Raw genomic sequence first — 22,211 nt, 5'->3', positions numbered from 1 at the left:
TTTGTTTTTACATACGCTCAAAAACACCAATCATAGGCAAACTATATAAACACAAACTACATAAACACAAACTACATAAACACAAATAACCAAAGCAGTAGCCAATCAAAGCTACTGTTTTTTATTGTACAAATATACAATGAGTATGAATATATGCCATATTATGATAAAATACATCTAGAAATGAATGAAAGCTATATACATGAAAAACATTTATGATATTTAAGAATTCACTTTAACTTGATTGTTGAAGAAGAGAATAAAAATTAAAGGAACAGTTATAGATACCTAGAGGAAAGAAATATGACAAAATGTAAAATTCGTACAACAAAATAATCTTATTGGATGTAGTAAATTAGGAGGTTATATAAATTTATGGATAATAGAAAATTTTTTCAAAAATGGAGTAAAACAAGAAAAAGAGGACGTTTACTTCATAACATAACATATGCTGTTTCAGGTAGTATTGGAGGTATATTAGCTGGTATATATACTATATACTCACATAATAACTATACATCAGCTACAATAATTGCTCCAGCTATTGGTGGATTTATTGGAGGTCTCATTGGAGGAAATAGTAATTGGAATAAAAATGAAAAAAAATACTCAAATATATTAAACTCATAATTAAAAAGGTTAATATTAAAAGAAATGATTAAGGTGCAATAGAGAAGTGTGTTCTAATTTATAGTAATTAAATTACATGTAGTCTATTTACAAATGTAGCGAAATAAGTAGGTATAGGATGTACGACATTAGATATTGGGGGGGAGTTGAATTTATGTCATTTCTGTTTTTAGTTTTTATTTTTAGTATAGTTGGAGATTTTTTATTGGGAGGAAGCTATGGAGCTATAACAGGAGCTCTATTAGGAGCTTTATTTGAAATTTCTTTGAAGCTTACCGAAATTGTAGAATTATTAAAGGGAAAGAAATAATATTTCATAAATACTGTTGAATCAATAATAAACTTGAAGAGATAGAATTAAAAAGGCCTTACATCAAAACAGTAGCCAACCAAATCTACTGTTTTATATTGCACAAATATACAATAAGTACAAATAAGTGGTAAAATATAGAAGCGAAAGTTTTGAAGAATACAAAAGAGAGGTAATAACTATGAATAAAAAAACCACTTGCAGAGATGAGCTATTATATACAATAAAACAGATAATTAATAATAAAGGGGTAAATGAATTTACCGTAAAAGAAGTAGTAGATTATATGAAAAGCCATGGAAGTACATATAAAGAAAGTACAATTAGAACACACATAACATCAAGATGCTGTATTAATGTACCTAATAATCATGAAACTGTATATGATGATTATGAAAGAATTGATAAAGGAATTTATAGAATTATTAATATGTAAGCTATATGAAAAATATAAAGTACGAAATTGTATATAGATGCGTAGCAAGAATTGAATATATTTTCTTAAGGAGAGATTATCGTGTATGAATTTAATGTAAAAGATCTAAAATGGTTTTTCGAACCTCAAAATTATGTAATTGAAAATGATAGAGTTGAAATTATAACAGATCCTAATACTGATTTTTGGCAAAGAACTTATTATGGATTTAGAAATGATAATGCACACGTTCTTTACATGACAACAGATGAAAGATATTTTTCATTTACAGTAAAGGCTGAGTTTAATAGTACAGAATTGTTTGACCAATGTGGAGTTGTAATTTATCAAAATAGTGAAAATTGGGTAAAAGCAGGAATAGAATTTCATGACAATAATACTGCGTGGCTTGGAAGTGTGGTAACGAATCATGGATATTCTGATTGGGCAACTACAGATATAGGAGCGTCTGTAAAATATATGTGGTATAGATTAAGCAGGCGAGAAAGTGATTACTGCCTTGAAAATTCCTTTGATGGTGTAAACTTCAAGCAGATGAGAATTTTCCACTTATTTGAAGGTGAGAAAGAAATTAATTTTGGACTACTTGCATGTTCGCCAAGTAAAAATTCTTTTAAGGCTACATTTACTGAAATGAAGATGACAAATTGTTTATGGAAAGAACATAAATTATAAAACAAGAAATATGCTTTGTATTATTTTTAAAATACTTATTAATTTATAATAATTAAATTGCATAATACATTAATTGCATGTAGTTTACTACATTAGATATAAAATAAATACAATAAGTAATGTATTTTATTAATTCTTAAATACATATTCATTAGGTATATATTGTATATGATTATAAATTACAATTATTATTGAGTATTAAATCGTTTACATTTTAGATTTAAAGGCGGGGATTGTTTTGAATGAAGGAGATTCTAGGAAAAGTAATAGTTCTACTAAAGTTGATGAGGGGTTTGAATTATTTTATTGGAACTTAAGTTATAGAAGAAAATTTATTAGAACATTATGGTGTTCGCCTGTTTTATTGTTACTTGTACCTATATGCCCAAACAAAGTAATAGTATTTTGTTGTATTCTTTTTGTTATTCAAGCAATATATAACTATAAAAAGTGGAAATCTGAAGAAAAATAATAAAATTTAATGTTAAGTATTAAAATATGTCTTTGACATATAGGTAAAATATAATACTAATTATAGGAAAACTATATAAACACAAATAACCAAAACAGTAGCCAACCAAAGCTACTGTTTTTTCTTGCACAAATATACAATAAGTATAAAAATACTCTATATTATGGTAAAATGTACCTAGAAATACAATGGAAAGGGGAATTGTTTTGAAATTAAAAGATGAAATCCAAGCAGTAAAAGATATGACAAAAAATATTGAAAATGAAGTAATAAGACAAAGAGTAGAGCAATTATTAGTATGGGATGTAAAAAAAGCGACATGTTACAAAAGAGCATATTACTTAATGAGCATAGTAATTATAATAGCAAATGCAAGTATTCCAATCATAAATCAAATGTGGACCGGTCCTAATGGTAGACTTACTGTATCTTCTATTTCTGGACTAGCTGGTGTTATAGCAAGTATTCTTACTTTAGTTAATGTTAAAGATACATGGTTTAGGTATAGAAAATTTGCAGAATTAATGAAGACTGAATGTATATTATTTATTAACAAATGTAATCCATACAATGGAGAAAATAGAGAATGCTTATTTGTAAATAAGATAGAATTAATAGTCTCGGGTGAAAGAGGGCTTTGGGAAGATAAATTTAAAGAAGGTAAAGATAAAGAGTTTAATAATAACATGGAACAAGAAAAGTAGTCATAAAAAAATATATAAACGATGATACTAAACAGACATATATAAATTAATATAAACTTGAATCAAAATTAAAATATAAGATAATAGTTTTCAATATATAATTGAGGTAGATTATTAAAAAAATCAAGGGAGATGTAGATATGACTTTAGAAAATCATTTAAAACTTCTAGCTGAGAATAGTAAAAGAAATATGGATTTATATGAAACATGGAAGTTTTTAAAAAGAGAAATAGGTAAAATTTTAGATAATATATCTATTTATTTTCCACATTTTAGTTTACACGATTCTTCACATTCTAAAACAATATGTATACAAATTGAAAGATTATTAGGAGCAAAAAGAATATCACAATTATCCGTAACAGATACGTTAGTGATGTTAATGGCATTTTATTGTCACGATTTAGGCATGGCAATAAAATATGAAGAAGTTGAACGTTTTTTAAAAAGTAAGGAATATCAAGATTATCTTATAAAACTATCAAATGATAGAGCAAATTCTTTAAGTGATGTAGCACAAAAACTACTAAATTTTGATTTTAATAGTAGAAGTATAGAAAGATATGATTATGTAAAATCGATAGAAGTATATAATTGGATAACCTTTATTATTGAAGATTATTTTAGAAAAAATCATGCAAAAAGAAGCGGAGATATAATAAAAAAATATTTAATAGAAAAATTTCAAATAGATAGGACAATTGGAATTAGATTTGTTAATACTCTATGTGAAATTTGCAAATTACATCAAGAAGATATTGATAACATATTAAAATTACCATCAAAAACAAATGGAATGACAAATGACTATATGCATCCAAGATTGATTGCTTCAATGTTGTGTTTAGGCGACTTATTAGATTTAGATACCAATAGATTTAATAAACATCTACTAGAAGCAGTTATTCCCATACCAGTAGATTCAGAAATTCATTTTAAAAAGCATGAATCTATTAAGCATTTCCTAGTCTATCCTAATGGTATTGAAATTGTATCTGATTGTGATGATCGTAAAGTATATAGAGTTATGAGAGATTGGATAAATTGGATAAACGATGCAGTTAAATTCATATCCTTAGAATGGAATAAAATTTCACCTGAAAATTTTGGTAATGCCCCGTCTTTGCTTAAAAAAGAGTTATATTTAAACGGGGATACAAAGTGGCTAGAATATTCAGATTTAAACTTCACTATATCTCAAAAAAGAGCGATAGAACTTCTACAAGGAGCTAATATTTATAAGAATAAGTATGTATGTTTAAGAGAAATTATACAAAACGCTGTGGATGCAACAATAATTCAAGTTTGGAAAGAGCTACATACTGAAAATAAATATGAATTTAATTGCAGTACCCAGCCGAACCATCCTAAATTAAAAAAAATTTCAGAATATATAATAAAATTAAAGATTTCAATTGATAAAGAAAACAATGTTGTTGTAGAAATCATAGATAATGGAACCGGTATAAGTATAGAAGATCTTAAATATCTTTCCAATATAGGAAATAAGTCTAATTATAAAAAGAAAAAAATAATAGAATCTATGCCAGAATGGATAAAACCATCTGGTTCATTCGGTTTGGGATTACAGTCTATTTTTCTTTTAACAGATAGTTTTCAGATAATAACTAAAACAGATGATGAACCTGCTAAAAGTATCATACTAGAGAATATTAGTAATAATAGGGGCTATATTATTGTAGATGAATATAAACAATATTTTAAGCGAGGAACTAAAATTATTATAAAAATTGATTCAGGTAAAATAAATATTGACGATTTAGAGTGTTCGGAATATTTTTACAAAACAGAACCTAAATGCAATTTGATTATTAATGCATTAGATTATGAGTTAAATAATATTGATAAGAATAGAGCACCTTTTTTATTGAGAAGGTTACAGTACAGAGATTATGTTTCTGTTGAAGTTGAATGTGAAAAATTATACACGAGTAATTATGAGAAGATAATGAAATATGAAAGTATTTTTAGTAATTATCTTGAAAAGGCTTGTGTGGGGGAGTTAGAAAATAAAGTTGAAAATATTTTTTTTGAATATTATGATGAAAAAACTATGTGTATTTGCAATGTAGAAATAGTTCAACCTAAAGAGAAGAATTATATTTATGGGAAATATGATTATAGTCATTATAGATTTAATCGATCTATATTTTTTAAGAATGTGTTCGTTAAAGATGAAATTATAAAGTATTCATTGCAAGATAGACATGGTCTATATAGAAATATTGATTTTTCGATTAATATACTTGCAAATGATGCTGAAAAAATATTAACTATAAGTAGAAATGATATTAAAAAAAGTTATGAAAGAGAATTTAAAAGAACTTATGAAACTTGCATTGAAAATACATTAAAAAAACTTTTAGACAAAGTTATAGATGAAGAAAATAGATTAGGCAGTGTATTAATAAAAATATTTCAAATATCAACATATTATAATTATAGAACAGAAGATTTATTGGAAAAATATAATGCTGAATTAAATAATTATACATTTGATAATTATTTGAAATTAAAACAAGATTGTAGTGAAAATAAAATGTATAAATTTTGTGATATAAATGGAAAATATATTTATTTCTTAATAGATGAAATTGATAAAGATATATGTGATGGAATCGATAGAAAAGAAATACTAGATTTATCTGAAGAACTGGATAAATGTGTATTTTTAAAGGATGAGGCTATAAAAGAAAAACATATTTTATCTCACCAAATTTCAAAGGTGTTTATTGGAAGTGTTGGAAATAAATACTATCGTTGTATAAAGGCAAAACCTTTTTATACAAACAATATTAATGTTGAGTATGAAAAAGATGACTTTATATTTTTATACGATTTTATATTAGCTGTATATAAAGATTATCGTTGCATGAGAGCTAATAAAAAATTTTCTAAAATTAGTACAACTATCTCATCTAATAGGATATATTATAATGATTACAAGTGTAAATACATAGAGCTTCCGTTTACTACAGAAGAGAGAGAAATATTAAAAAAAATAATTAAATCCAATAATACACATAAATTTGACAAAGAACAATTTTTAGATTCTATATATAGAGGAGACATTTATAGAAAAAATGTAGAATATATTTCAAAATGTAATGAGTTAGTTCTTGAAGATGCAGAGGAAAATTATAAGCATCTATTGAATACACTTTTAAATTTATTAGTTAAAGAAGAATATAAAGAGTATATTAATTTTATCATCAAGGAATTTGAAGAAAATTTAAATTCTAGAGAAGGAATTTATGAAAAAATAGACTATAATTGTTATATAAGCTTTTAATTTCAATAAATTTTTAAAAACAGATTTAATTACATACCTTTATAAAATCATTCATACTATTATAAGTTAAACCCCTTCTGAACTAAATCAGAAGGGGTAATTTTAGAAGGTAACTATATAAATACAAGCATCTCTTATCATCAAGCTCCCAAGTAATTTTATGTTTAGCCATAAACTTAAATTTCTGCATCATAAATTCCTCAGTAACGTAGAAATAATCTACCAGTTCATCAAAGTTAATAATTCCATTTTATTAAACTTAAGCTTTCTGATATAGCATATATTTTTTATAGAGTTAGTATTTCCTACAGTTAGTCCTATAATGAAATATGCTTGTAACAGAATAAATCTATATTTCCACAAATGTGTCATATAATTGAAAAACATGGTACATTTTGGTATAGTATAGATATATATACCTAGTAATTGTGCTTTTGATAAACAAGAGAGGGGCTTTTGTAATGAAGAAAGGAATAGAAGATAAAATTATTACTTTGAAACACTCATTAAGGATTTTAAATAAATTAGATATTATAAGAATCTGTGCTAATAACGGTGTAGTTATTGAGCATAAAAATAAAATTAAGGATATTAAAGAAAAATTAATTCATATAATAAGGCAAGGTAATGAAACTTTATATACAGAATTGCGAGATACAGCTTTTAATCCAAATTTAGATGTCTTAGATGGTTTTTTTATTGTTTTTGATACTCCACGATATAATATGATTTCTAAAGAGGATATAAAGAATTCTATAGAAGGATTTAACAAAAATAATATGGAGAATAAAGAGAATGAGGAAAATGAGGAAATTGGATTTATTGAAAATGTTGAAATAGTAAATGAATATATAAAATTTATGGTGATGAAAATTAAACATCAATATGTATATGATGCTAAAAGTAAAAAAAGTAAGTCATATGAGAGCGAGATAAAGGCTAATGTTGAAATAGACTTAGAAAAAAGATTTATATATATTCAAACTAAGAATGTAAATATATATAAAGGACTAAAAACTGTTATACGAGAATTTTTAATGTATCATTTTTATGATAATAAATTAAAATTAGGTAAACCAGAACTATACCAAAATTTATCTATAGATTTTATAGATATAAATTCTATAGATAAATTGAATAAAGTTAATCCTGTTACGTTGAAGTTATTAGATATTGTATATGAATTAGAAAATATGAAATATGCTTTCTCTGGATTTAGAGTAAATGATATATTATTCGATCATGAAGAAAGAAATAGTATAGATTTAAGTTCTAGGATAGACTCTATAAATATATATGGAGAAAATTTATTAGAACATAGTCAAATTAAAGAAAAGATATTACAAGGAAGAACTATACTATACATTAATTTTATATTAGAATATAATACTATAAGTGAAAATGGAAACAACATAAAACATTATGTAGAAGCTGGAATCGATTATAAAGGTGACTATGCTCGAATTTTTATTAAAAATAATAAAGATTTAGAAAGAATAATTCTTATTAAAGCATATAATGAATTGAAAAGGATATTTATGGAGAATTATTTGAATGGCAATTTGAAAAATGAACTAAAAATTTTAAATTTGTTAGGAGTAAATAAAAATGAGGAATGTAAAGTTAGCTCATAGTTATTCATGGCTCTTTGGATTTGAAAATATAGATGATTTCAAAAATATAGAAAACTTGAAATTGGTAAATGAGATAGAACCAAATATATATTTATATAAAATTTCTAGAATGGTTAATAATGGAGCAATAGATTTTCTAGAACTAAGGTCGAAAATTCAAAATACAAGAGAGCATGAAGAAAAAGAAAAAATCTTACAATTTTTACAGAAAAATATGGAAAAAGAAGAATATTGCCAAATTATTTTATTTGAGAACATAAATAAATTTTTAATAATTTGCGATGATATTAGGAATTGGAATGATTATTTGATAAAAACAAAATTTAAGATTATAGAGGTATTAAATAAGAATATTTTATCTAGTCTTTTAGATAATGGAGTTTGTGATAATATTCTAAGTTTGTCTGTTGGTTATGAAGAAGAATTAAATGCTATGATTAATTCTGTAAATATTCATGGTAGTAATATACAAAATTCGGAAAAATTTTTAGATATTATTGAAGATGAGGAAGTGAAAATACTTAGTTGCGTTTTTCAGCCTACGAATAAAGATTTTTTGGTAACATTGAAGGTCAATAATAAAATAGAAGTAAGTAAATATATTTCAGATGAAGACCATATACAAATATTAAAAGAATTCGTTCTATTTATTAATAAATAATCAAAATACCAATTTTTAGGAGAAAATAAATGTTTAAAAGTAGAACATTAAGAGAAGTAAACAACAAAATATTAATGTATTTTGCAATTATAACAGGAGCTATTACTGCAATAGGAGGAGTATTTCAAGGATGGATAAGTAAATATTCTACAGTTGTATCGATTTCTTCCATTATTTTATGTTTAATCTTTTTATTTCTTATACTTAAACTAATTATTGATGAAAAATTTGTTAAGTTAGAAACCATAGAAGATAATTTGAATGGAAAAATATTAGATAAAATTACTAATATACAACAGTCTATTAGTAATTTTGAACATATAAATGAAAAAATAAGAGATATTGAAAAAATAGAAAGTATTTCTACTAAATTAGATAATATTAATAAAAAAATGATGTTAGAATTTATAGATCATATGTTTATTCAAACTAATCAGATTGGATATTTAATATTGGTACTTAATAATGATAATTGTGATGTAAAAGATTATCAATTAAATATTAATTCTTTATGTATAAATTCAATGATGTTTGAAGAAGAGATTTGCCTAGATAGTAGAAATATAAATACTATTAGTTTCAATAAATTAAATAATTGTAAACAAGGATATTCAATAAATAATATAAATTTTTCTATAAAAAAAGGATTTAATATTGGAATAATCAAAATGTATCTAAAAGAAGCACCTGAGGGAATTGTAAAATTCACACTGTTGTTAAAAGAATTACAAACGGGACGTATTATTATCGATAATAAAGAATATACTCTTATAGAATAAAAAGAATAATATGACTAATTTATGTAGGTTTAATATTGTAAAAAGCATCTATATTTGAAGTGCACCCCAAAAGTTAGACATACATCTAACTTTCGGAGGTGCACTTTTTATATGACGAAATATAATATTGAAATAAAAAAAGAACTAATTCAATTAATCGAACAAAAAAATTATTCTATTGGTTTAGCAGCAAAAAAATTAAATGTTAGTAATTCTATAGCAAAGCGATGGTTGAAAATGTATGAAGCTCATGGATATGAAGGATTAGTAATGAAAACTAAAACTTATACTGGAGCATTTAAAGTACATGCTGTAGAATATATGCATAAGAACCATTTGTCATTGAATGAAGCGTCTGCCCAATTAGGCATTCCTTCACGTAGTACATTGATTAACTGGGAACGTATATATTATGAAGAAGGAGCGGATGGACTCCTTGTTGATCGACGAGGACGTTCTAGAAAAGATATGAATGAAAAATCAAAGAATAATCTAAAAAAGTATATATCAAAAGAAACTGAAGAAGATTTAATTGCTGAAGTTCAGCGATTAAGAGCAGAAAATGCTTACTTAAAAAAATACAACGCCTTAGTTCAAGAGAAGAAGAACTTAAAAACAAGGAAAAAACAAAGATAGTAACTGAATTAAGGCAAGAATATCCATTGGAAGTTTTATTATTAATATCAAAACTTTCAAGAAGTACATACTACTATCATTTAAAGAATCTAGAAAAAGCAGATAAATATGCCACAATTAAAGAAGAGATTAATGAAATATTTCATGAAAACAAAGGACGATATGGCTACAGAAGAATCACTATAGCGCTTAGAAAAAGAGGTCATCTTATCAATCATAAAACCGTTCAAAAACTAATGAAACAACTTGGTCTTATATGTCTTGTTAGAATTAAAAAATATAGATCATACAGAGGAAAAGTAGGTAAAATCGCTCCAAATTTATTAGAGAGAGATTTTAAAGCTACCAAAGCAAATCAAAAGTGGGTTACTGATGTTACAGAGTTTTCTTTGTTTGGTCAAAAAGTATATTTATCACCTATATTAGATCTTTATAATGGTGAGATAGTTAGTTTCTCAATTACAGATAGACCAACGTATAAACAGATTCAAATTATGCTTGATAAAGCTTTCGAAAAACATATACATCTTGAAAATTTACTATTTCACTCAGATCAGGGATGGCAATATCAGATGAAAAGTTATCAAAATCAACTAAAGGAAAAAGGTATTATTCAGAGTATGTCACGAAAGGGAAATTGTCTTGATAATTCTGTTATGGAAAACTTCTTTGGATTATTAAAATCAGAGCTTCTTTACTTACAAGAATTCACTAGCATAGATCATTTCAAGAGAGAATTAGAAGATTATATACACTGGTATAATACAAAACGAATTAAGAGCAAACTAAAAGGACTGAGTCCTATAGAATACAGGATTCAGTCTTTAGAAGCAGCTTAAATTTATATGTCTAACTTTTTGGTGTCAGATCAATTTTAGATGCTTTTTTATTTTCTCTTGACCAAGGGTAAAATCATGGATATAATTGTAATATATTATCGAACGTATGTTCGGGTTAAATACAAAACTGTTCTTTCATTCAAAATATAAATGAGGGGAGAATTTCAATATGCAACAGGAAGTTAAGGAGTTAAAAAAAGAATTATCATATATAAGAGATTTAAATGATAAAGAAATTCAAATATACATAGAAAAAATCATAAAAAAAATAAAGAAGGGTATGTAGTCGATTACATATCTTCTTTATTTCTAGCCTTTAATATTTCCATAGCAGCTTCAGATCCAAACTTAAGCAACATTTCTATAATCTCTTTACTTACAGGTTGGCCTTTTTCAACTATGCCTTCTTCTTCAAGCCTTTCACGTAGTATTTGAAAGATTTCATCATAAGCTTTATACTCTGTATTATCTTTATGTAAATTTCCTTCATGTTCAATATATCCTTTTGGGTTATCAGTTCTTCCTAAAAGATAATCTATTGTAACATTAAAGTAATTAGCTATTATTTTTAATTTTTCGTAATCGGGTTGCTTTCCTTTAGTTTCATAGCCTGCTATAGTTGCTCTTCCAACTCCTAACACATCTGCTAGACCTTGTTGAGTCAATCCTCTATTTTCTCTTAGTAGCTTTAATATGTCTCCAAATGGCACGAAAATCACCTCCTATAAGAACATTTTAAACAAAAATGTGTCTAAAATAAACAAAAGTTCCGATAATGAACTTTTTCAAAAAACATATTGACAATGTGTCTTTTAGACACTGTAATTAAATTAAGAAATGTTCCTAAATGACACTAAGGAGGTGAGAGTATGAGAAATAAACTAAAAGAACTTAGAATAAAAAAAGGGTTAACTCATGAATCTTTAGCAGAAATTATTGGAATTAAGAGATCAAGCTATACAAACATTGAGTTAGGAAAGAAAAATCCTTCTTTTCTAGTAGCTTCAAAAATAAAAAAAGCATTAGGTTATGAAAAAGATGATATTTTTTTAAATGTGATGTGCCGAAAAGGAACAAAAAGCAATAAAGCTTCATAAAGAACTTAGATTAGGAGATATGTTCTATATAGAGTAATAGGACAAAATTTACAATTCATAAGCTTTATCAATAAGCATCTATCAGAAAGGAGGATTAGTTATGGCTGCAAGACCAAAAAAAGAGTTTACAGTTACAGTAAATTATCCAACAAAAGAAAATCAAGAAGAATTTGATAACAGAGCTGCTAGAGCTGTAGCCAAAATATTATATACTTCACTTCCTTCAGATACGATTGATGAAATTATTGAATTGTACAAAGAGAGAAAACTACAGTCAGTATAAAAACTGACTAGTTCAAAAAAGTAGTACAAGCTCTGAAAGGAGGTGAGGATATGACAATTAAGGAAGGACAGAAGGAGGGGAGAGTAAGAAGATATGTATTTAAATGTAAGGCTAGAGATTTAACTTCTAAATTAGAAGAAGCAATCTTACAAGGAAGGATGCTAAAAGTATTAAACGTTTATCGTTAACTTAATTGTAGCAAAATGACTTGGAATAAAGCTACAGAGAAATATAGACATTACAAATATTATAGTCAACAGATATTTGAAAACTAAATAGAAAGGGTGTGTGAAATGTGCTATAGGATTCTAATGAAGAGTGAAAGAAAAAGAAAGAACTTAACTCAAGAACAATTAGCAATTTCATTGAATGTGTCTCAATCAGATATGTCAGAGTGGGAAGCAGGAAAAAGAGAAATCCCAATAGATATAAAAAAGAAGATACCAGACATATTGGATAGTAGCAGATTAAGACTTGAAATTGTAAATGAACTAGATGCAGATTTAATTGTTACACCATATTATTCAGGAATTAAAAGCGACCTAATAAGACTTATAGCAAAGAACATAGAAGAGGAAGAAGAATCCATTAAAGCACAAAAGGAACTATTTAATATAGTCCTTGAGAATATGACAGGCAAGGAATACACCAAAGAACAAATTACAAGAATAAGTGATTTGATGGAACAAATAGCAGATCCAATTGGATGGAAGAGAATGCTCTTAGTAGGAGTTGAAGAAGAAATAGGTATTTCTATTAAAAGCATAAATAAACGGATTCAGAAAAAGGTGATTTCTAAGTCATACACTCAAATAGGGGGAAGACATTAAGATGGTTAATCATATAAAGTTTCTGATTAATTACGAGAAATACTCACAGCTAGCAGATCAATCACAAACTATAAAATCTATAAAGGTGTTATTTAAAGTATCTAAAGAAAAAGGAAACTTTGATAACTTTGAAGAGATTCTAGATAACATAGATTCAATAGTAGATGAAAAGCTAGCAGAAATAAAAAGAGACCTTTAAGCAGCCACTTAAAAGTCTTAAGAAATGTTGAATATTAAATTAACGTATTTGAATTATAACACGAAAAAAATGTCTCAAACAATAATTTTTATAAAAAAGTTAGAAAGTTTATAAAAAAACTAAGGAGGAGATATGAAGATGATATATGTACCGCTAGAAGTACTGGAAGAAATAAATGAATGTAAACACGAGATCAAAGAACTTGATAAGGCTATAAATGAAGTTACAAAACTAGAGTTAAAGAATTACTTAGCTGATACAAGAGATTGGTTTGTAAATAGATTGAATGAACTTGAACGTAAAATGAATGCAGCATAGGAGGGAAAAATGACTCTTAATGAATTAAAGAGAGAGCTTGAAGAAGCTAAGATGAATGTTGATGATACAAAACATTATAGAATCTTACATCTTAGCCTACAAGCTATAAGAGAGCTAGAGAATAGATTAGAAAAAGAACAGGTTAACAATATAGATATTTCGGCTTAGATAAAAAAGAGATTAAATCAAATAACCGTAGGAGGAATAAAAAAATGAATAATGAGATACAAGTAATGCCAAGTCCAGTATCAATAATAGATTCGGTTAATCTTAATCAATTAGCAAATACAATGACTAAAATAGGTCAAATGCAATCAGTAATACAAAAGACGTTAAGACAAAATCATGATTTTGGAGTAGTACCTGGAACTAAAAAACCAACTTTACTTAAGCCAGGAGCAGAAAAGATACTAATGTTACTTGGACTTAGAAGTGAATTTGAAATAGTAGATTCAACAAGAGACTTTGAGAATGGATTTTTTCAATATCAAGTTAGATGTAGATTATACAAAAATGAAATGCTAATTACAGAAGGCTTAGGAGCTTGTAACACTAGAGAAAGCAAATATAAAAAGCTAGATCCATTTACCATAGATAACACAGTATTGAAGATGGCTAAGAAAAGAGGCTTAGTAGATGCAACGTTATTAGTAGCTTCTTTATCAGATATATTTACTCAAGATCTTGAAGATATGGACTTGAATGGGACAAACATAGATGAAAGTTCTAAACAAACATATACAGATACATCAGGAACGATAAGCAAAGCTCAAGCTAAGAGAATGTTCGCAATAGCGCAAGGAAGCGTAGATACAGTAAAAGAGATAATCGGAAAATATGGATATACATCAAGTGAAGATGTTAAGAAAACGGACTATAACAAGATATGTGAAGAAATAGAGTCTAAGTTAAAAGATGAATTTGAAGGAAGTCCATTAAGCTAGGAGGTTTAAGATATGGACCCAATAGAGAGATTAAGCTTACAACAGGATATAGATTACTATGGCTTTGAGAGTTCACCACAGCCTTTAGGAATAGAGTTAATAGAAATAGAAGGTACTAACCTTATAGAAATTAAAACTCCCACCAGAATGGAAATGAATTGGTGGGAGTAGAAGGAAAAAAGCTATGAAGTTTTAAAGGGGAGGGACTATAAAACTCCCCTAAGGCTAAAATTTTAAAAATAACCTTATTTAAATCATGAACGAATTTTACAAATTTTATACAAGAGCAGGTGAGAAGATGGAGAAACTTAGAAAAGTTGTAATCAAAGAAGAGTATATAGCTATAACAGGTGAAATGTTAGAAGCTATTTTATTAAATCAAATGATTTATTGGAGTGAAAAAGTACAAGATTTTGATAAATTTATAAGCGAAGAAAATGAAAGAGTTCAAAAATATCAAGAAAAAAGTGAATCAATACAAGAGTTAAACAATGGATGGATCTATAAAAAAGCATCGGAACTAAAAGAAGAATTAATGGATATAGCTTCAGAAAAAACGATAAGCCGTAAATTAGATAACTTAGTTGAAAAAGGCTACTTAGATAGAAGAAGAAATCCTAAATATAAGTATGACAGAACATATCAATATAGAGTAAATTTTATAAATTTAATAAAAGCCTTATTTGAAAAAGGATATACATTACAAAATTATAAAATAGACATTAATTTTTATTATGAAGCTTTAAAAGTTAACAAAGGACAAAATGACGATAGCAATTCTCCGAGTGACATTTCGCAAAGTCAAAATGACGATTTAAAAAGTCATGATGACGGCTCACACCGACACAGTGACGGAGCAATACCAAAGATTACTACAAAGAGTTTTTGTAGTAGTAGTAATAAGGAGTTTTCAGAAATCAAAAAAGTGTTTGATCAAAACATTCATCCAATAACTCCAATCGAAGCTCAAAAGTTAATAGCTTATCTGGATGATGATGGTATGGATTATAGATTAATCATAAGAGCAATTGAAATAGCAGTTTGTAACTCAAAGAGATATCTAGCCTATATCGAAGGTGTGCTAAAAAGGTGGAGAGAGAATAACTTACTAACTCTAGAAGCTGTTGAAGCTTACATGAGGGATTATCAAAATAGACAATCGAAAGGTCGAGAGAAACAATTTGATACGGTTAAATCTAAAAATCAAGAGGTGAAGCCAAATGAACCAAATAAATATACAGGCACTGGAACAAAGAGTACAAGCACTGATAAAGAGTACCAAGGATACAAACCAAAGCCACCAGAGACAAACGGACTTGAGCAATTATCAGGAGAAGAACTTAACCAATGGATGCGAGAAAATGGACTCTTTTAAATGCTCAAAGTGTAAGGATAAGGAGCTGGTATATAACCCAGAGCTTGATGCCATGGAATATTGTGAATGCAGAGAAAGAAAGCTCTATGAGACAATCCTAAGAAACTCAGGGATATCCGAAGCCTTTAGAAAAAAGACCTTTGAGACATTTCAAGATAAGGGGAACCGCGAACTTCAAAAAACAAAGATAACAGCTCTTATGTACTGCAAAGACTTTGAAGGAATAAGAGATAACGTATCAAATTCTATAGCCTTTTTAGGTCAAGTGGGAGCGGGTAAAACACATTTATCTATTGCTATAGCTAATAACCTAATGAGTAAGAACATAGGGGTCCTATACATGCAGTACAGAGACGTGATAACTCACCTTAAACAAAACATGCTTGATGAATATTACTACCAAAGGGAGATATCGAAATACAAGAATGCAACAGTTCTTTTGATTGATGATCTATTCAAAGGCAAGATCACCGAAACTGATATAAATATCATGTTTGAGATTATAAATTACAGATACTTAAAAGGTTCTCCAATGATAGTATCTAGCGAATATACATCAGACAAGCTGTTAAATATTGATGAAGCTATAGGAAGCAGAATCATAGAAAAATGTGAAGGCAGAATGATTGATTTTGTAGGCAAAAACTTCAATCACAGATTAAACAAAGTAGCTATTTAGCAAGGGGGAAGAGCAATGGTAAGAGCTTTAAGTAAAAGAATGACACCTAAGAAAATAGCAAAATTAGAATTATATCCAGGAACTATGTACTTAGTAGAAATAACAGTATCTAGCTGTTATGACTTAAAAGACAAAAGAGGAAGAAAATTAAATAAGAAAAAGTTAAGATTCATATGTGAAACTGAGAATCTATATGTATTTGAACATAAATCAGGACTAAGAGAATGCTTTAGTAAATACACACCAAAAGAAGAATTGAAAATTAAATTAGCTTAATTAAGAGCATGAAAAATATAAAAATAAATTGGAGGAGATTGAGAATGAAAGCAACAGGAGTAGTTAGAGGAGTAGATCAATTAGGAAGAATAGTATTACCTATAGAATTGAGAAGAAATTTAAATATAGACATCAAGGATTCACTTGAAATATATGTTGATGGAGACATGGTAATTCTTAAAAAATATGAACCTGCATGTGTATTCTGTGGGAATGCAAAAGACATAAAGCATTTTGAAGGTAAGAATATATGCAATAAATGCATATGCAAATTAAGCAGTATCTAATTTGAAATTAAGGGGTCAGTGTTATGGGAATGATATCTTGCTGTTATAGATATATGGAATGTTCCAAAGAAGGGAAATGTATAAACCCACTAGATGAATTAAGAAAAGAATGTAACTACAGAGTAAAGCTAGAATCAGGAATAAACTTTTATTATAAGCCTCAAAAGAAGTCAGATAAAACATTTATAGTTATTGAAAATAGGCTGCTTTACATATCAAAGCGCAGTAGTTACGGATCTTGGAGCTATAGGTTAAGTGATAGCGAAAGAGAAGAACTAAAGAGTCAACTTACAAATGAATCTATCCAGGTAATAGATTACATTGAAAAAAGTAAATGTATAGATGAAATAGGAAGTGAAGAAGATCCTGCTTACTGCAAAGTAATACTTACTCTAGGCAAAGGTAAATACAACATACACAATTACAATATTAGAGGATTTACAGAAAATACAGCTATTCAGTTAAGAGATAGTTTAAGGAGCCATGGCTTATTATCTGCAGTAGAATATGTAGGATCTAAATCTATGTATAAATCAAATGTAAATATACCTAAAAGAACAAATCAAATCGAAAAAACAAAACAAGAAATAAAACATACTGTAGCACTTACTATAAATCAACCAGTACAAATTTCTATATTTGATATATTACAAAATTAAAATTAGGAGGAGAGGATGTACTTGAATAACTTAACTTTGCTTGAAAATGGTTTAATACCTGTAATGGAAACTACGGATAACAAAGAAAAGGTTGTAAACATAAGAGATTTATATGAGTTTTTAAAAGTTAAATCAAAGTTTGCCGATTGGATAAAAAATAGGATTGAAAGATATGATTTCATTGAAAATGAGGACTATATATCGGTTTCTAATTTATTAGAAAACGGCGGAAGGAAGCTAGATTACATATTTAAGATTGATGCTGCTAAAGAGATTGCCATGGTAGAAAATAATACTCAAGGAAAGTTAATTAGAAGATATTTTATACAGGTTGAGAAAAAGTATAAAGAACTTAATAAACCTCAATCACAACTGGAGATACTTCAACAAACAATAAATCAACTTGTAATACAGGATAAAAAACAAAAGGAGCTAGAGAATAAAATACAAGAAACTCAGAGCCAAATAACAGATATAAAAGATACCATAGTAAACAGAGAAGAGGACTGGAGAAAAGAAGTCGGTAGAAAGCTTAGAAAAATTGGTCTTAAGCATGGAGACTACAAGACGTTTGTTGATGAAAGTTATAGATTACTTCAAGAACGAGCTAGATGCAATTTAAAGCAACGACTTGAGAATCTAAGAAGCAGAATGGCCCTTAATGGATCTACTAGAACTGCAATAGATAAAGCTAATTACTTAGATGCTATTCAATTAGATATGAAGTTAAAAGAGATATACATAAACATAGTAAATCAGCTTTACATAAAACATGTAGCATAAAGAGGTGGTGGATATGGGAGTTTTACTTGAAGCAGTTGAGATTATTCAAAAGAGGATTGAAGAGGAAAATCATAGGCCATGGTTGGAGGTTATAGAAGAAGTGAGAGAAGAACTGAAAAGGAATACACAGTTAAAAAGAAACGAGTTTAAATAAGATTTTAACGTTACTTTTAGAGTTCTCTGTTTACTATATAACGGATATATAAGAAGCAAATAATTGAACTTAAAATAGTGCCAAATAAACGTGATTTGAAATGAGTAATAGTTGAAGTTACAAATATAGCAAATATAAAAACAAGCATACAAACTGTTGATTTTTTCAAAATATCACATCCTAATAAATTTTAGGTAATTATATAAAATATTACGGAAATAAGCAACATTAAAATAAGATTGTGCGAAGGGATTAGGATATGAATGAAGATATAAAAGATCTACTAGAAACTATAGCTGATATGTCAGCATACACAGAGTGTGATCTGGTATTCGTAGAAGCTATAGCAAATAAGTATGGGTTTACTATAAATAGAGATTTAGAAATAGAAGATAAAGAGATTACAAATTAATGTAATCTCTTAAAAGATTATTTTACAAAGGTATTTTTTACTCGCTTAGACGTTTTTAAATATGTCCCCCAAATTGCGAATGGAATTATAGTTTTAAATAGTTGATTATATAGATTATCTACAGGGATTGATGGCATCTGATTGCATAGAACTATATCAATCACTAAGAAAAGTATTACGGATATAAAAGTGATTATCCATGCTTTGGGAAAATGTTTAGACTTTTTAAAAAATAAAACTAAAACTGTCAATGAAAGAATTATCATAATAATGTTTGTAGCAAATTCAAAAATAATAGTTGGTTTAAGTAATACATGATAAGTTTCACTGGTAGGGGAAGTTAATATAGACCATCTACCTTCTGAAAAGCAGGCTTTAAATATAGTATAAGTTGAAAATATTGAATTTAAGGGGTTTAATACTATACCAATTCCAAGAAGTATCAACCAACCTCCCAATCCTTTATATTCTACTTCTTCAACATTATCTGTTTCATCAATATTATTAGTAGACATGTAAATTACCTCCTTTTGATATTAAACATATTTTTACAATAAGATATTATATCAGATTCCAATGTAAAAGTTTAACTTTTATGGAAATTGATTTAAGTGATTTTGCGATTATATAAATATATAAATTAAGAATTAGGAAGGTGATATTTTGAGAGATACAAGCTATAAAAAGAATTACAAGATGGCCAACAAAGGGAAGTTATTTGAGGAAGAAATAATAAAATCAAATGAAGGTTATAAAAATAGAGGAATAGCTTTAATACAAAAGATTAGTACGCCATGGCAAGTAAAGAGACAAGGAAAGAAAATAGTATCAGCCTTTCCTGTAGAAAAATCAACTCTAGATTTTAGGGGAACAGTTAAACCAGGACTTTCTATAAGCTTTGACTGTAAGGAATCAGAAGATGAAAGGGGATTACCTCTTAAACATATAGAGCCACACCAAATTGAATATATAAGAAATGCGCTGACAATGGGGGAAATAAGTTTCATACTTTGCTACATGAAGAAATATGATAAGAGATACTTAATATCAGGATCCATAGTCATTGATTATTGGGATAGATGGAAAGCTAACAAAGGCAAGAGGGGATTTAACTACATGCCAACAAATATCATGAGAGAGGTTAACTCAAGAAACGGAATAGTTCTTGATTATCTTGAGGGATTGGAGGGAGCAATATGAAAAAGAAATTGATAGTAGTGGACAAAGACACTGGAGAAGAATTAGAAAATATAGATTTTACAGGTGGTTACAATATATCACTCACTAATATACATGATGGGGGAAATCTTAGATTCATAAGAAAGTTAGACAATGCTAAATATGGAAGTAGACATTGGATAAAGAATTATACATATAGATCTATAGCGGATAAGCTAGTTGAAAAGTTTAAAGAGTTAGAGCATATAAAAACTAAGAGCATACTTTTTATTGAGGATATGGAGTGGAGTTTGGGGAGTGCTAAGCAGCCATGGATGGCTAGAATTAAAAAAGCAAACAAAGAACTTGAATCAATGCTTGGGTATGAATATGTTTTGGAAACTAGAAATTACTACATAGAAAGAATGAGTACTAGTCAAATTATAGGGTTACTATATCATGAGCTTAGACATATAGATAAAGATGGGGACCTAATAAATCATGATATAGAGGATTGGGGTAACATGGTAGCTACTCTAGGTAAAGATTGGGCGAGTACACAAGAGGTGATACAAAACATACTAGATGATGATTTCATGCATTGGGATGAAGTTAAAAAAGCAGGTAGACAGGTAGATATGTTTGAAACATTAAGAATGGTAAAATAGATATTTCTCAGGCAATAATAGGAAAATTTAGAGGAGGAGCGAAATGGATTTAAACGAGCAGAATAAAAAAGAAATGTTGAGAGATCAGATGGTATCATTTATAGATTGCGTGCTAGACTCAGCAGAGAATGACAATAAGCTAGATTATATAAATATAGAGATAAACAATCACAAGGGTAATCTTCAAATGGATTACACTTTAAGAAATAGAAAAAAAGCATATTAGTCCTACTGTACAAGCAGCGGACACTCTTAAGTCTAATATAGGCTAGGAGTGTCCTTTTTTATTTTAGACATAAATAATGAGAGGGGAATAAATTATGAAAAGAAAAAATAAAGATACATACAAAAAAACCGAGTGGATACTTTACAACTATAAGATGCTCAAAGTTAGTGTTGAAAATCTAAAATCAGAGATTCAGGAGTTAAAAACTGATACTGTAGGTACTGGTGCTATTAGATATGACAAGGAAAAGTCTTCTCCAACATACAATATTGTTTGTACTACAGAGGAAGAAGCTATAGCTAATATTGAAAGTATTAATAGGTTAGAAAAGCAGATTATGAAAACTCAGAACAAGATAGACAAAATAGACAGGGCATTAGATGCTCTTAATGAAGATGAAAGAAAAATAATTAAGTTAAGGTACATAGATGGATTACAATGGTGGCAGGTAGCTGGTATAGCAAAATACAGTGAAAGATGGTGCAAGGAAAAGAGGAAAGTTTCTATAGGGAAATTATCTTTAGGTATATTTGGGTATACTTCACTTTTACTTCCCGAAAACTGCCACATTTCTTAGGGTAGCCATGGTATTATAGTAGTGTAGAGAAATGAAACAATCTCACATCAATTTTGTTTCAGCTATTGAATATAAATGTCAACAAAAGATTGGTTCTTTCCACTGTTAGTTGATTTCGATTTATAAATAGGATATAATTTAATAATTAAATCCTAAAGAAAAGAGATTATTAAAATGAATGCCTTAATAAAATTAT

34 protein-coding genes are annotated in these 22,211 nt (G+C 27.8%); 32 read left to right on the top strand and 2 right to left on the bottom strand.

Annotated elements, in window-relative coordinates; translation table 11 throughout:
* The first annotated feature begins 375 nt into the window (after positions 1-375).
* The 11 genes from WJW32_RS13110 to WJW32_RS13055 all read left to right on the top strand — a co-directional run bounded on the left by WJW32_RS13110 (position 376) and on the right by WJW32_RS13055 (position 11,090).
* Positions 376-630, top strand: coding sequence for a hypothetical protein (locus WJW32_RS13110; protein WP_340259059.1), 255 nt, complete (start codon positions 376-378; stop codon positions 628-630).
* Positions 631-784: 154 nt separating this feature from the next.
* Positions 785-940, top strand: coding sequence for a hypothetical protein (locus WJW32_RS13105; protein WP_340259057.1), 156 nt, complete (start codon positions 785-787; stop codon positions 938-940).
* Between the two features lie 181 nt (positions 941-1,121).
* The gene (locus WJW32_RS13100) at positions 1,122-1,376 is read left to right on the top strand and encodes a DUF7669 domain-containing protein (RefSeq protein WP_340259055.1); all 255 of its coding nucleotides are present in this window, start codon (positions 1,122-1,124) and stop codon (positions 1,374-1,376) included.
* 81 nt (positions 1,377-1,457) lie between these two features.
* On the top strand, positions 1,458-2,051 hold the full coding sequence (locus WJW32_RS13095; protein WP_340259053.1) for a DUF1349 domain-containing protein: 594 nt from the start codon (positions 1,458-1,460) through the stop codon (positions 2,049-2,051).
* A 238-nt stretch (positions 2,052-2,289) separates the two neighbouring features.
* Positions 2,290-2,523 (top strand): hypothetical protein, encoded by a 234-nt coding sequence (locus WJW32_RS13090; protein ID WP_340259051.1) that lies wholly within the window; start codon positions 2,290-2,292, stop codon positions 2,521-2,523.
* 206 nt (positions 2,524-2,729) lie between these two features.
* Positions 2,730-3,227 (top strand): DUF4231 domain-containing protein, encoded by a 498-nt coding sequence (locus WJW32_RS13085; protein ID WP_340259049.1) that lies wholly within the window; start codon positions 2,730-2,732, stop codon positions 3,225-3,227.
* A 140-nt stretch (positions 3,228-3,367) separates the two neighbouring features.
* The gene (locus WJW32_RS13080; protein ID WP_340259047.1) at positions 3,368-6,541 is read left to right on the top strand and encodes an HD domain-containing protein; all 3,174 of its coding nucleotides are present in this window, start codon (positions 3,368-3,370) and stop codon (positions 6,539-6,541) included.
* A gap of 461 nt (positions 6,542-7,002) precedes the next feature.
* A complete protein-coding gene (locus tag WJW32_RS13075; RefSeq protein ID WP_340259045.1) occupies positions 7,003-8,175 on the top strand; it encodes a hypothetical protein in 1,173 nt (390 codons plus the stop codon).
* The gene (locus tag WJW32_RS13070; protein WP_340259043.1) at positions 8,150-8,836 is read left to right on the top strand and encodes a hypothetical protein; all 687 of its coding nucleotides are present in this window, start codon (positions 8,150-8,152) and stop codon (positions 8,834-8,836) included. The genes WJW32_RS13075 and WJW32_RS13070 overlap by 26 nt, the downstream gene beginning before the upstream one ends.
* 29 nt (positions 8,837-8,865) lie before the next feature.
* A complete protein-coding gene (locus tag WJW32_RS13065) occupies positions 8,866-9,615 on the top strand; it encodes a hypothetical protein (protein WP_340259041.1) in 750 nt (249 codons plus the stop codon).
* A 111-nt stretch (positions 9,616-9,726) separates the two neighbouring features.
* A protein-coding gene (locus WJW32_RS13055) for an IS3 family transposase (protein WP_445330246.1) occupies positions 9,727-11,090 on the top strand; the annotation gives its coding sequence in 2 pieces (ribosomal slippage) (positions 9,727-10,195 and positions 10,195-11,090; 1,365 coding nt in all).
* Positions 11,091-11,380: 290 nt separating this feature from the next.
* Here the strand turns inward: WJW32_RS13055 and WJW32_RS13050 are convergent.
* Complete coding sequence (locus WJW32_RS13050; RefSeq protein ID WP_340259037.1) at positions 11,381-11,800, bottom strand: helix-turn-helix domain-containing protein; 420 nt, start codon at positions 11,798-11,800, stop codon at positions 11,381-11,383.
* A gap of 159 nt (positions 11,801-11,959) precedes the next feature.
* On the opposite strand from WJW32_RS13050, the gene WJW32_RS13045 reads away from it, so the two are divergent.
* The 17 genes from WJW32_RS13045 (at position 11,960) to WJW32_RS12965 (ending at position 19,386) form a co-directional block, all read left to right on the top strand.
* Positions 11,960-12,187 carry a helix-turn-helix transcriptional regulator gene (locus WJW32_RS13045; RefSeq protein ID WP_340259035.1) on the top strand — a complete coding sequence of 76 codons (228 nt, stop codon included), beginning with the start codon at positions 11,960-11,962 and terminating at the stop codon, positions 12,185-12,187.
* 100 nt (positions 12,188-12,287) lie between these two features.
* On the top strand, positions 12,288-12,470 hold the full coding sequence (locus tag WJW32_RS13040) for a hypothetical protein (RefSeq protein WP_340259033.1): 183 nt from the start codon (positions 12,288-12,290) through the stop codon (positions 12,468-12,470).
* A 50-nt stretch (positions 12,471-12,520) separates the two neighbouring features.
* The gene (locus WJW32_RS13035) at positions 12,521-12,658 is read left to right on the top strand and encodes a hypothetical protein (RefSeq protein ID WP_340259030.1); all 138 of its coding nucleotides are present in this window, start codon (positions 12,521-12,523) and stop codon (positions 12,656-12,658) included.
* 105 nt (positions 12,659-12,763) lie between these two features.
* Positions 12,764-13,300, top strand: a complete 537-nt coding sequence (locus WJW32_RS13030) for a helix-turn-helix domain-containing protein (RefSeq protein ID WP_340259028.1) — start codon at positions 12,764-12,766, stop codon at positions 13,298-13,300.
* A 1-nt stretch (position 13,301) separates the two neighbouring features.
* Positions 13,302-13,499, top strand: coding sequence for a hypothetical protein (locus tag WJW32_RS13025; RefSeq protein WP_340259026.1), 198 nt, complete (start codon positions 13,302-13,304; stop codon positions 13,497-13,499).
* A 132-nt stretch (positions 13,500-13,631) separates the two neighbouring features.
* Positions 13,632-13,817: a hypothetical protein gene (locus WJW32_RS13020; protein WP_340259024.1), complete on the top strand. Its 186-nt coding sequence runs from the start codon at positions 13,632-13,634 to the stop codon at positions 13,815-13,817.
* A 9-nt stretch (positions 13,818-13,826) separates the two neighbouring features.
* The gene (locus WJW32_RS13015) at positions 13,827-13,985 is read left to right on the top strand and encodes a hypothetical protein (protein WP_340259022.1); all 159 of its coding nucleotides are present in this window, start codon (positions 13,827-13,829) and stop codon (positions 13,983-13,985) included.
* A 44-nt stretch (positions 13,986-14,029) separates the two neighbouring features.
* The gene (locus WJW32_RS13010) at positions 14,030-14,761 is read left to right on the top strand and encodes a hypothetical protein (protein ID WP_340259020.1); all 732 of its coding nucleotides are present in this window, start codon (positions 14,030-14,032) and stop codon (positions 14,759-14,761) included.
* Between the two features lie 12 nt (positions 14,762-14,773).
* A complete protein-coding gene (locus WJW32_RS13005; protein WP_340259018.1) occupies positions 14,774-14,932 on the top strand; it encodes a hypothetical protein in 159 nt (52 codons plus the stop codon).
* Between the two features lie 127 nt (positions 14,933-15,059).
* Positions 15,060-16,136 (top strand): DnaD domain-containing protein, encoded by a 1,077-nt coding sequence (locus tag WJW32_RS13000; protein WP_340259016.1) that lies wholly within the window; start codon positions 15,060-15,062, stop codon positions 16,134-16,136.
* Complete coding sequence (locus tag WJW32_RS12995) at positions 16,123-16,815, top strand: ATP-binding protein (protein ID WP_340259014.1); 693 nt, start codon at positions 16,123-16,125, stop codon at positions 16,813-16,815. The genes WJW32_RS13000 and WJW32_RS12995 overlap by 14 nt, the downstream gene beginning before the upstream one ends.
* Positions 16,816-16,830: 15 nt before the next feature.
* A complete protein-coding gene (locus WJW32_RS12990; protein WP_340259012.1) occupies positions 16,831-17,091 on the top strand; it encodes a hypothetical protein in 261 nt (86 codons plus the stop codon).
* 44 nt (positions 17,092-17,135) lie between these two features.
* Positions 17,136-17,378, top strand: a complete 243-nt coding sequence (locus WJW32_RS12985; RefSeq protein ID WP_340259010.1) for an AbrB/MazE/SpoVT family DNA-binding domain-containing protein — start codon at positions 17,136-17,138, stop codon at positions 17,376-17,378.
* Positions 17,379-17,401: 23 nt separating this feature from the next.
* Entirely contained in the window at positions 17,402-18,037 is a 636-nt protein-coding gene (locus WJW32_RS12980) for a hypothetical protein (RefSeq protein WP_340259008.1), read from the top strand.
* 15 nt (positions 18,038-18,052) lie between these two features.
* Complete coding sequence (locus WJW32_RS12975; RefSeq protein ID WP_340259007.1) at positions 18,053-18,820, top strand: antA/AntB antirepressor family protein; 768 nt, start codon at positions 18,053-18,055, stop codon at positions 18,818-18,820.
* A 13-nt stretch (positions 18,821-18,833) separates the two neighbouring features.
* Positions 18,834-18,974: a hypothetical protein gene (locus WJW32_RS12970; protein WP_340259005.1), complete on the top strand. Its 141-nt coding sequence runs from the start codon at positions 18,834-18,836 to the stop codon at positions 18,972-18,974.
* A 259-nt stretch (positions 18,975-19,233) separates the two neighbouring features.
* The gene (locus WJW32_RS12965) at positions 19,234-19,386 is read left to right on the top strand and encodes a hypothetical protein (RefSeq protein ID WP_340259003.1); all 153 of its coding nucleotides are present in this window, start codon (positions 19,234-19,236) and stop codon (positions 19,384-19,386) included.
* A 17-nt stretch (positions 19,387-19,403) separates the two neighbouring features.
* Here the strand turns inward: WJW32_RS12965 and WJW32_RS12960 are convergent, their stop codons facing one another.
* Complete coding sequence (locus tag WJW32_RS12960; RefSeq protein WP_340259001.1) at positions 19,404-19,901, bottom strand: DUF2569 domain-containing protein; 498 nt, start codon at positions 19,899-19,901, stop codon at positions 19,404-19,406.
* Between the two features lie 148 nt (positions 19,902-20,049).
* Between WJW32_RS12960 and WJW32_RS12955 the strand changes: the two genes are divergently transcribed.
* From WJW32_RS12955 to WJW32_RS12940, 4 genes are all read left to right on the top strand, one after another.
* Complete coding sequence (locus tag WJW32_RS12955) at positions 20,050-20,586, top strand: Holliday junction resolvase RecU (RefSeq protein WP_340258999.1); 537 nt, start codon at positions 20,050-20,052, stop codon at positions 20,584-20,586.
* The gene (locus tag WJW32_RS12950; protein WP_340258997.1) at positions 20,583-21,212 is read left to right on the top strand and encodes a putative metallopeptidase; all 630 of its coding nucleotides are present in this window, start codon (positions 20,583-20,585) and stop codon (positions 21,210-21,212) included. The genes WJW32_RS12955 and WJW32_RS12950 overlap by 4 nt, the downstream gene beginning before the upstream one ends.
* Positions 21,213-21,255: 43 nt before the next feature.
* Positions 21,256-21,438 carry a hypothetical protein gene (locus WJW32_RS12945; protein WP_340258995.1) on the top strand — a complete coding sequence of 61 codons (183 nt, stop codon included), beginning with the start codon at positions 21,256-21,258 and terminating at the stop codon, positions 21,436-21,438.
* Between the two features lie 94 nt (positions 21,439-21,532).
* Positions 21,533-22,015: a hypothetical protein gene (locus WJW32_RS12940; RefSeq protein ID WP_340258993.1), complete on the top strand. Its 483-nt coding sequence runs from the start codon at positions 21,533-21,535 to the stop codon at positions 22,013-22,015.
* Positions 22,016-22,211 lie beyond the last annotated feature (196 nt).

Source organism: Tepidibacter sp. Z1-5, assembly GCF_037844525.1.
In the GTDB taxonomy this organism is placed as follows: Bacteria; Bacillota; Clostridia; order Peptostreptococcales; family Peptostreptococcaceae; genus Tepidibacter_A.
Note: the sequence above shows the minus strand (reverse complement) of the source record. Positions and strands in the feature narration are given on the sequence as shown.

Bases quoted from the DNA above. Each gene is read 5' to 3' on its own strand.
- WJW32_RS13110 (WP_340259059.1), top strand. From the start codon at position 376: ATGGATAATAGAAAATTTTTTCAAAAATGGAGTAAAACAAGAAAAAGA.
- WJW32_RS13105 (WP_340259057.1), top strand. From the start codon at position 785: ATGTCATTTCTGTTTTTAGTTTTTATTTTTAGTATAGTTGGAGATTTT.
- WJW32_RS13100 (WP_340259055.1), top strand. From the start codon at position 1,122: ATGAATAAAAAAACCACTTGCAGAGATGAGCTATTATATACAATAAAA.
- WJW32_RS13080 (WP_340259047.1), top strand. From the start codon at position 3,368: ATGACTTTAGAAAATCATTTAAAACTTCTAGCTGAGAATAGTAAAAGA.
- WJW32_RS13075 (WP_340259045.1), top strand. From the start codon at position 7,003: ATGAAGAAAGGAATAGAAGATAAAATTATTACTTTGAAACACTCATTA.
- WJW32_RS13070 (WP_340259043.1), top strand. From the start codon at position 8,150: ATGAGGAATGTAAAGTTAGCTCATAGTTATTCATGGCTCTTTGGATTT.
- WJW32_RS13065 (WP_340259041.1), top strand. From the start codon at position 8,866: ATGTTTAAAAGTAGAACATTAAGAGAAGTAAACAACAAAATATTAATG.
- WJW32_RS13045 (WP_340259035.1), top strand. From the start codon at position 11,960: ATGAGAAATAAACTAAAAGAACTTAGAATAAAAAAAGGGTTAACTCAT.
- WJW32_RS13040 (WP_340259033.1), top strand. From the start codon at position 12,288: ATGGCTGCAAGACCAAAAAAAGAGTTTACAGTTACAGTAAATTATCCA.
- WJW32_RS13035 (WP_340259030.1), top strand. From the start codon at position 12,521: ATGACAATTAAGGAAGGACAGAAGGAGGGGAGAGTAAGAAGATATGTA.
- WJW32_RS13030 (WP_340259028.1), top strand. From the start codon at position 12,764: ATGTGCTATAGGATTCTAATGAAGAGTGAAAGAAAAAGAAAGAACTTA.
- WJW32_RS13025 (WP_340259026.1), top strand. From the start codon at position 13,302: ATGGTTAATCATATAAAGTTTCTGATTAATTACGAGAAATACTCACAG.
- WJW32_RS13020 (WP_340259024.1), top strand. From the start codon at position 13,632: ATGAAGATGATATATGTACCGCTAGAAGTACTGGAAGAAATAAATGAA.
- WJW32_RS13015 (WP_340259022.1), top strand. From the start codon at position 13,827: ATGACTCTTAATGAATTAAAGAGAGAGCTTGAAGAAGCTAAGATGAAT.
- WJW32_RS13010 (WP_340259020.1), top strand. From the start codon at position 14,030: ATGAATAATGAGATACAAGTAATGCCAAGTCCAGTATCAATAATAGAT.
- WJW32_RS13005 (WP_340259018.1), top strand. From the start codon at position 14,774: ATGGACCCAATAGAGAGATTAAGCTTACAACAGGATATAGATTACTAT.
- WJW32_RS13000 (WP_340259016.1), top strand. From the start codon at position 15,060: ATGGAGAAACTTAGAAAAGTTGTAATCAAAGAAGAGTATATAGCTATA.
- WJW32_RS12995 (WP_340259014.1), top strand. From the start codon at position 16,123: ATGGACTCTTTTAAATGCTCAAAGTGTAAGGATAAGGAGCTGGTATAT.
- WJW32_RS12990 (WP_340259012.1), top strand. From the start codon at position 16,831: ATGGTAAGAGCTTTAAGTAAAAGAATGACACCTAAGAAAATAGCAAAA.
- WJW32_RS12985 (WP_340259010.1), top strand. From the start codon at position 17,136: ATGAAAGCAACAGGAGTAGTTAGAGGAGTAGATCAATTAGGAAGAATA.
- WJW32_RS12980 (WP_340259008.1), top strand. From the start codon at position 17,402: ATGGGAATGATATCTTGCTGTTATAGATATATGGAATGTTCCAAAGAA.
- WJW32_RS12975 (WP_340259007.1), top strand. From the start codon at position 18,053: ATGTACTTGAATAACTTAACTTTGCTTGAAAATGGTTTAATACCTGTA.
- WJW32_RS12970 (WP_340259005.1), top strand. From the start codon at position 18,834: ATGGGAGTTTTACTTGAAGCAGTTGAGATTATTCAAAAGAGGATTGAA.
- WJW32_RS12965 (WP_340259003.1), top strand. From the start codon at position 19,234: ATGAATGAAGATATAAAAGATCTACTAGAAACTATAGCTGATATGTCA.
- WJW32_RS12960 (WP_340259001.1), bottom strand. From the start codon at position 19,901: ATGTCTACTAATAATATTGATGAAACAGATAATGTTGAAGAAGTAGAA.
- WJW32_RS12950 (WP_340258997.1), top strand. From the start codon at position 20,583: ATGAAAAAGAAATTGATAGTAGTGGACAAAGACACTGGAGAAGAATTA.
- WJW32_RS12945 (WP_340258995.1), top strand. From the start codon at position 21,256: ATGGATTTAAACGAGCAGAATAAAAAAGAAATGTTGAGAGATCAGATG.
- WJW32_RS12940 (WP_340258993.1), top strand. From the start codon at position 21,533: ATGAAAAGAAAAAATAAAGATACATACAAAAAAACCGAGTGGATACTT.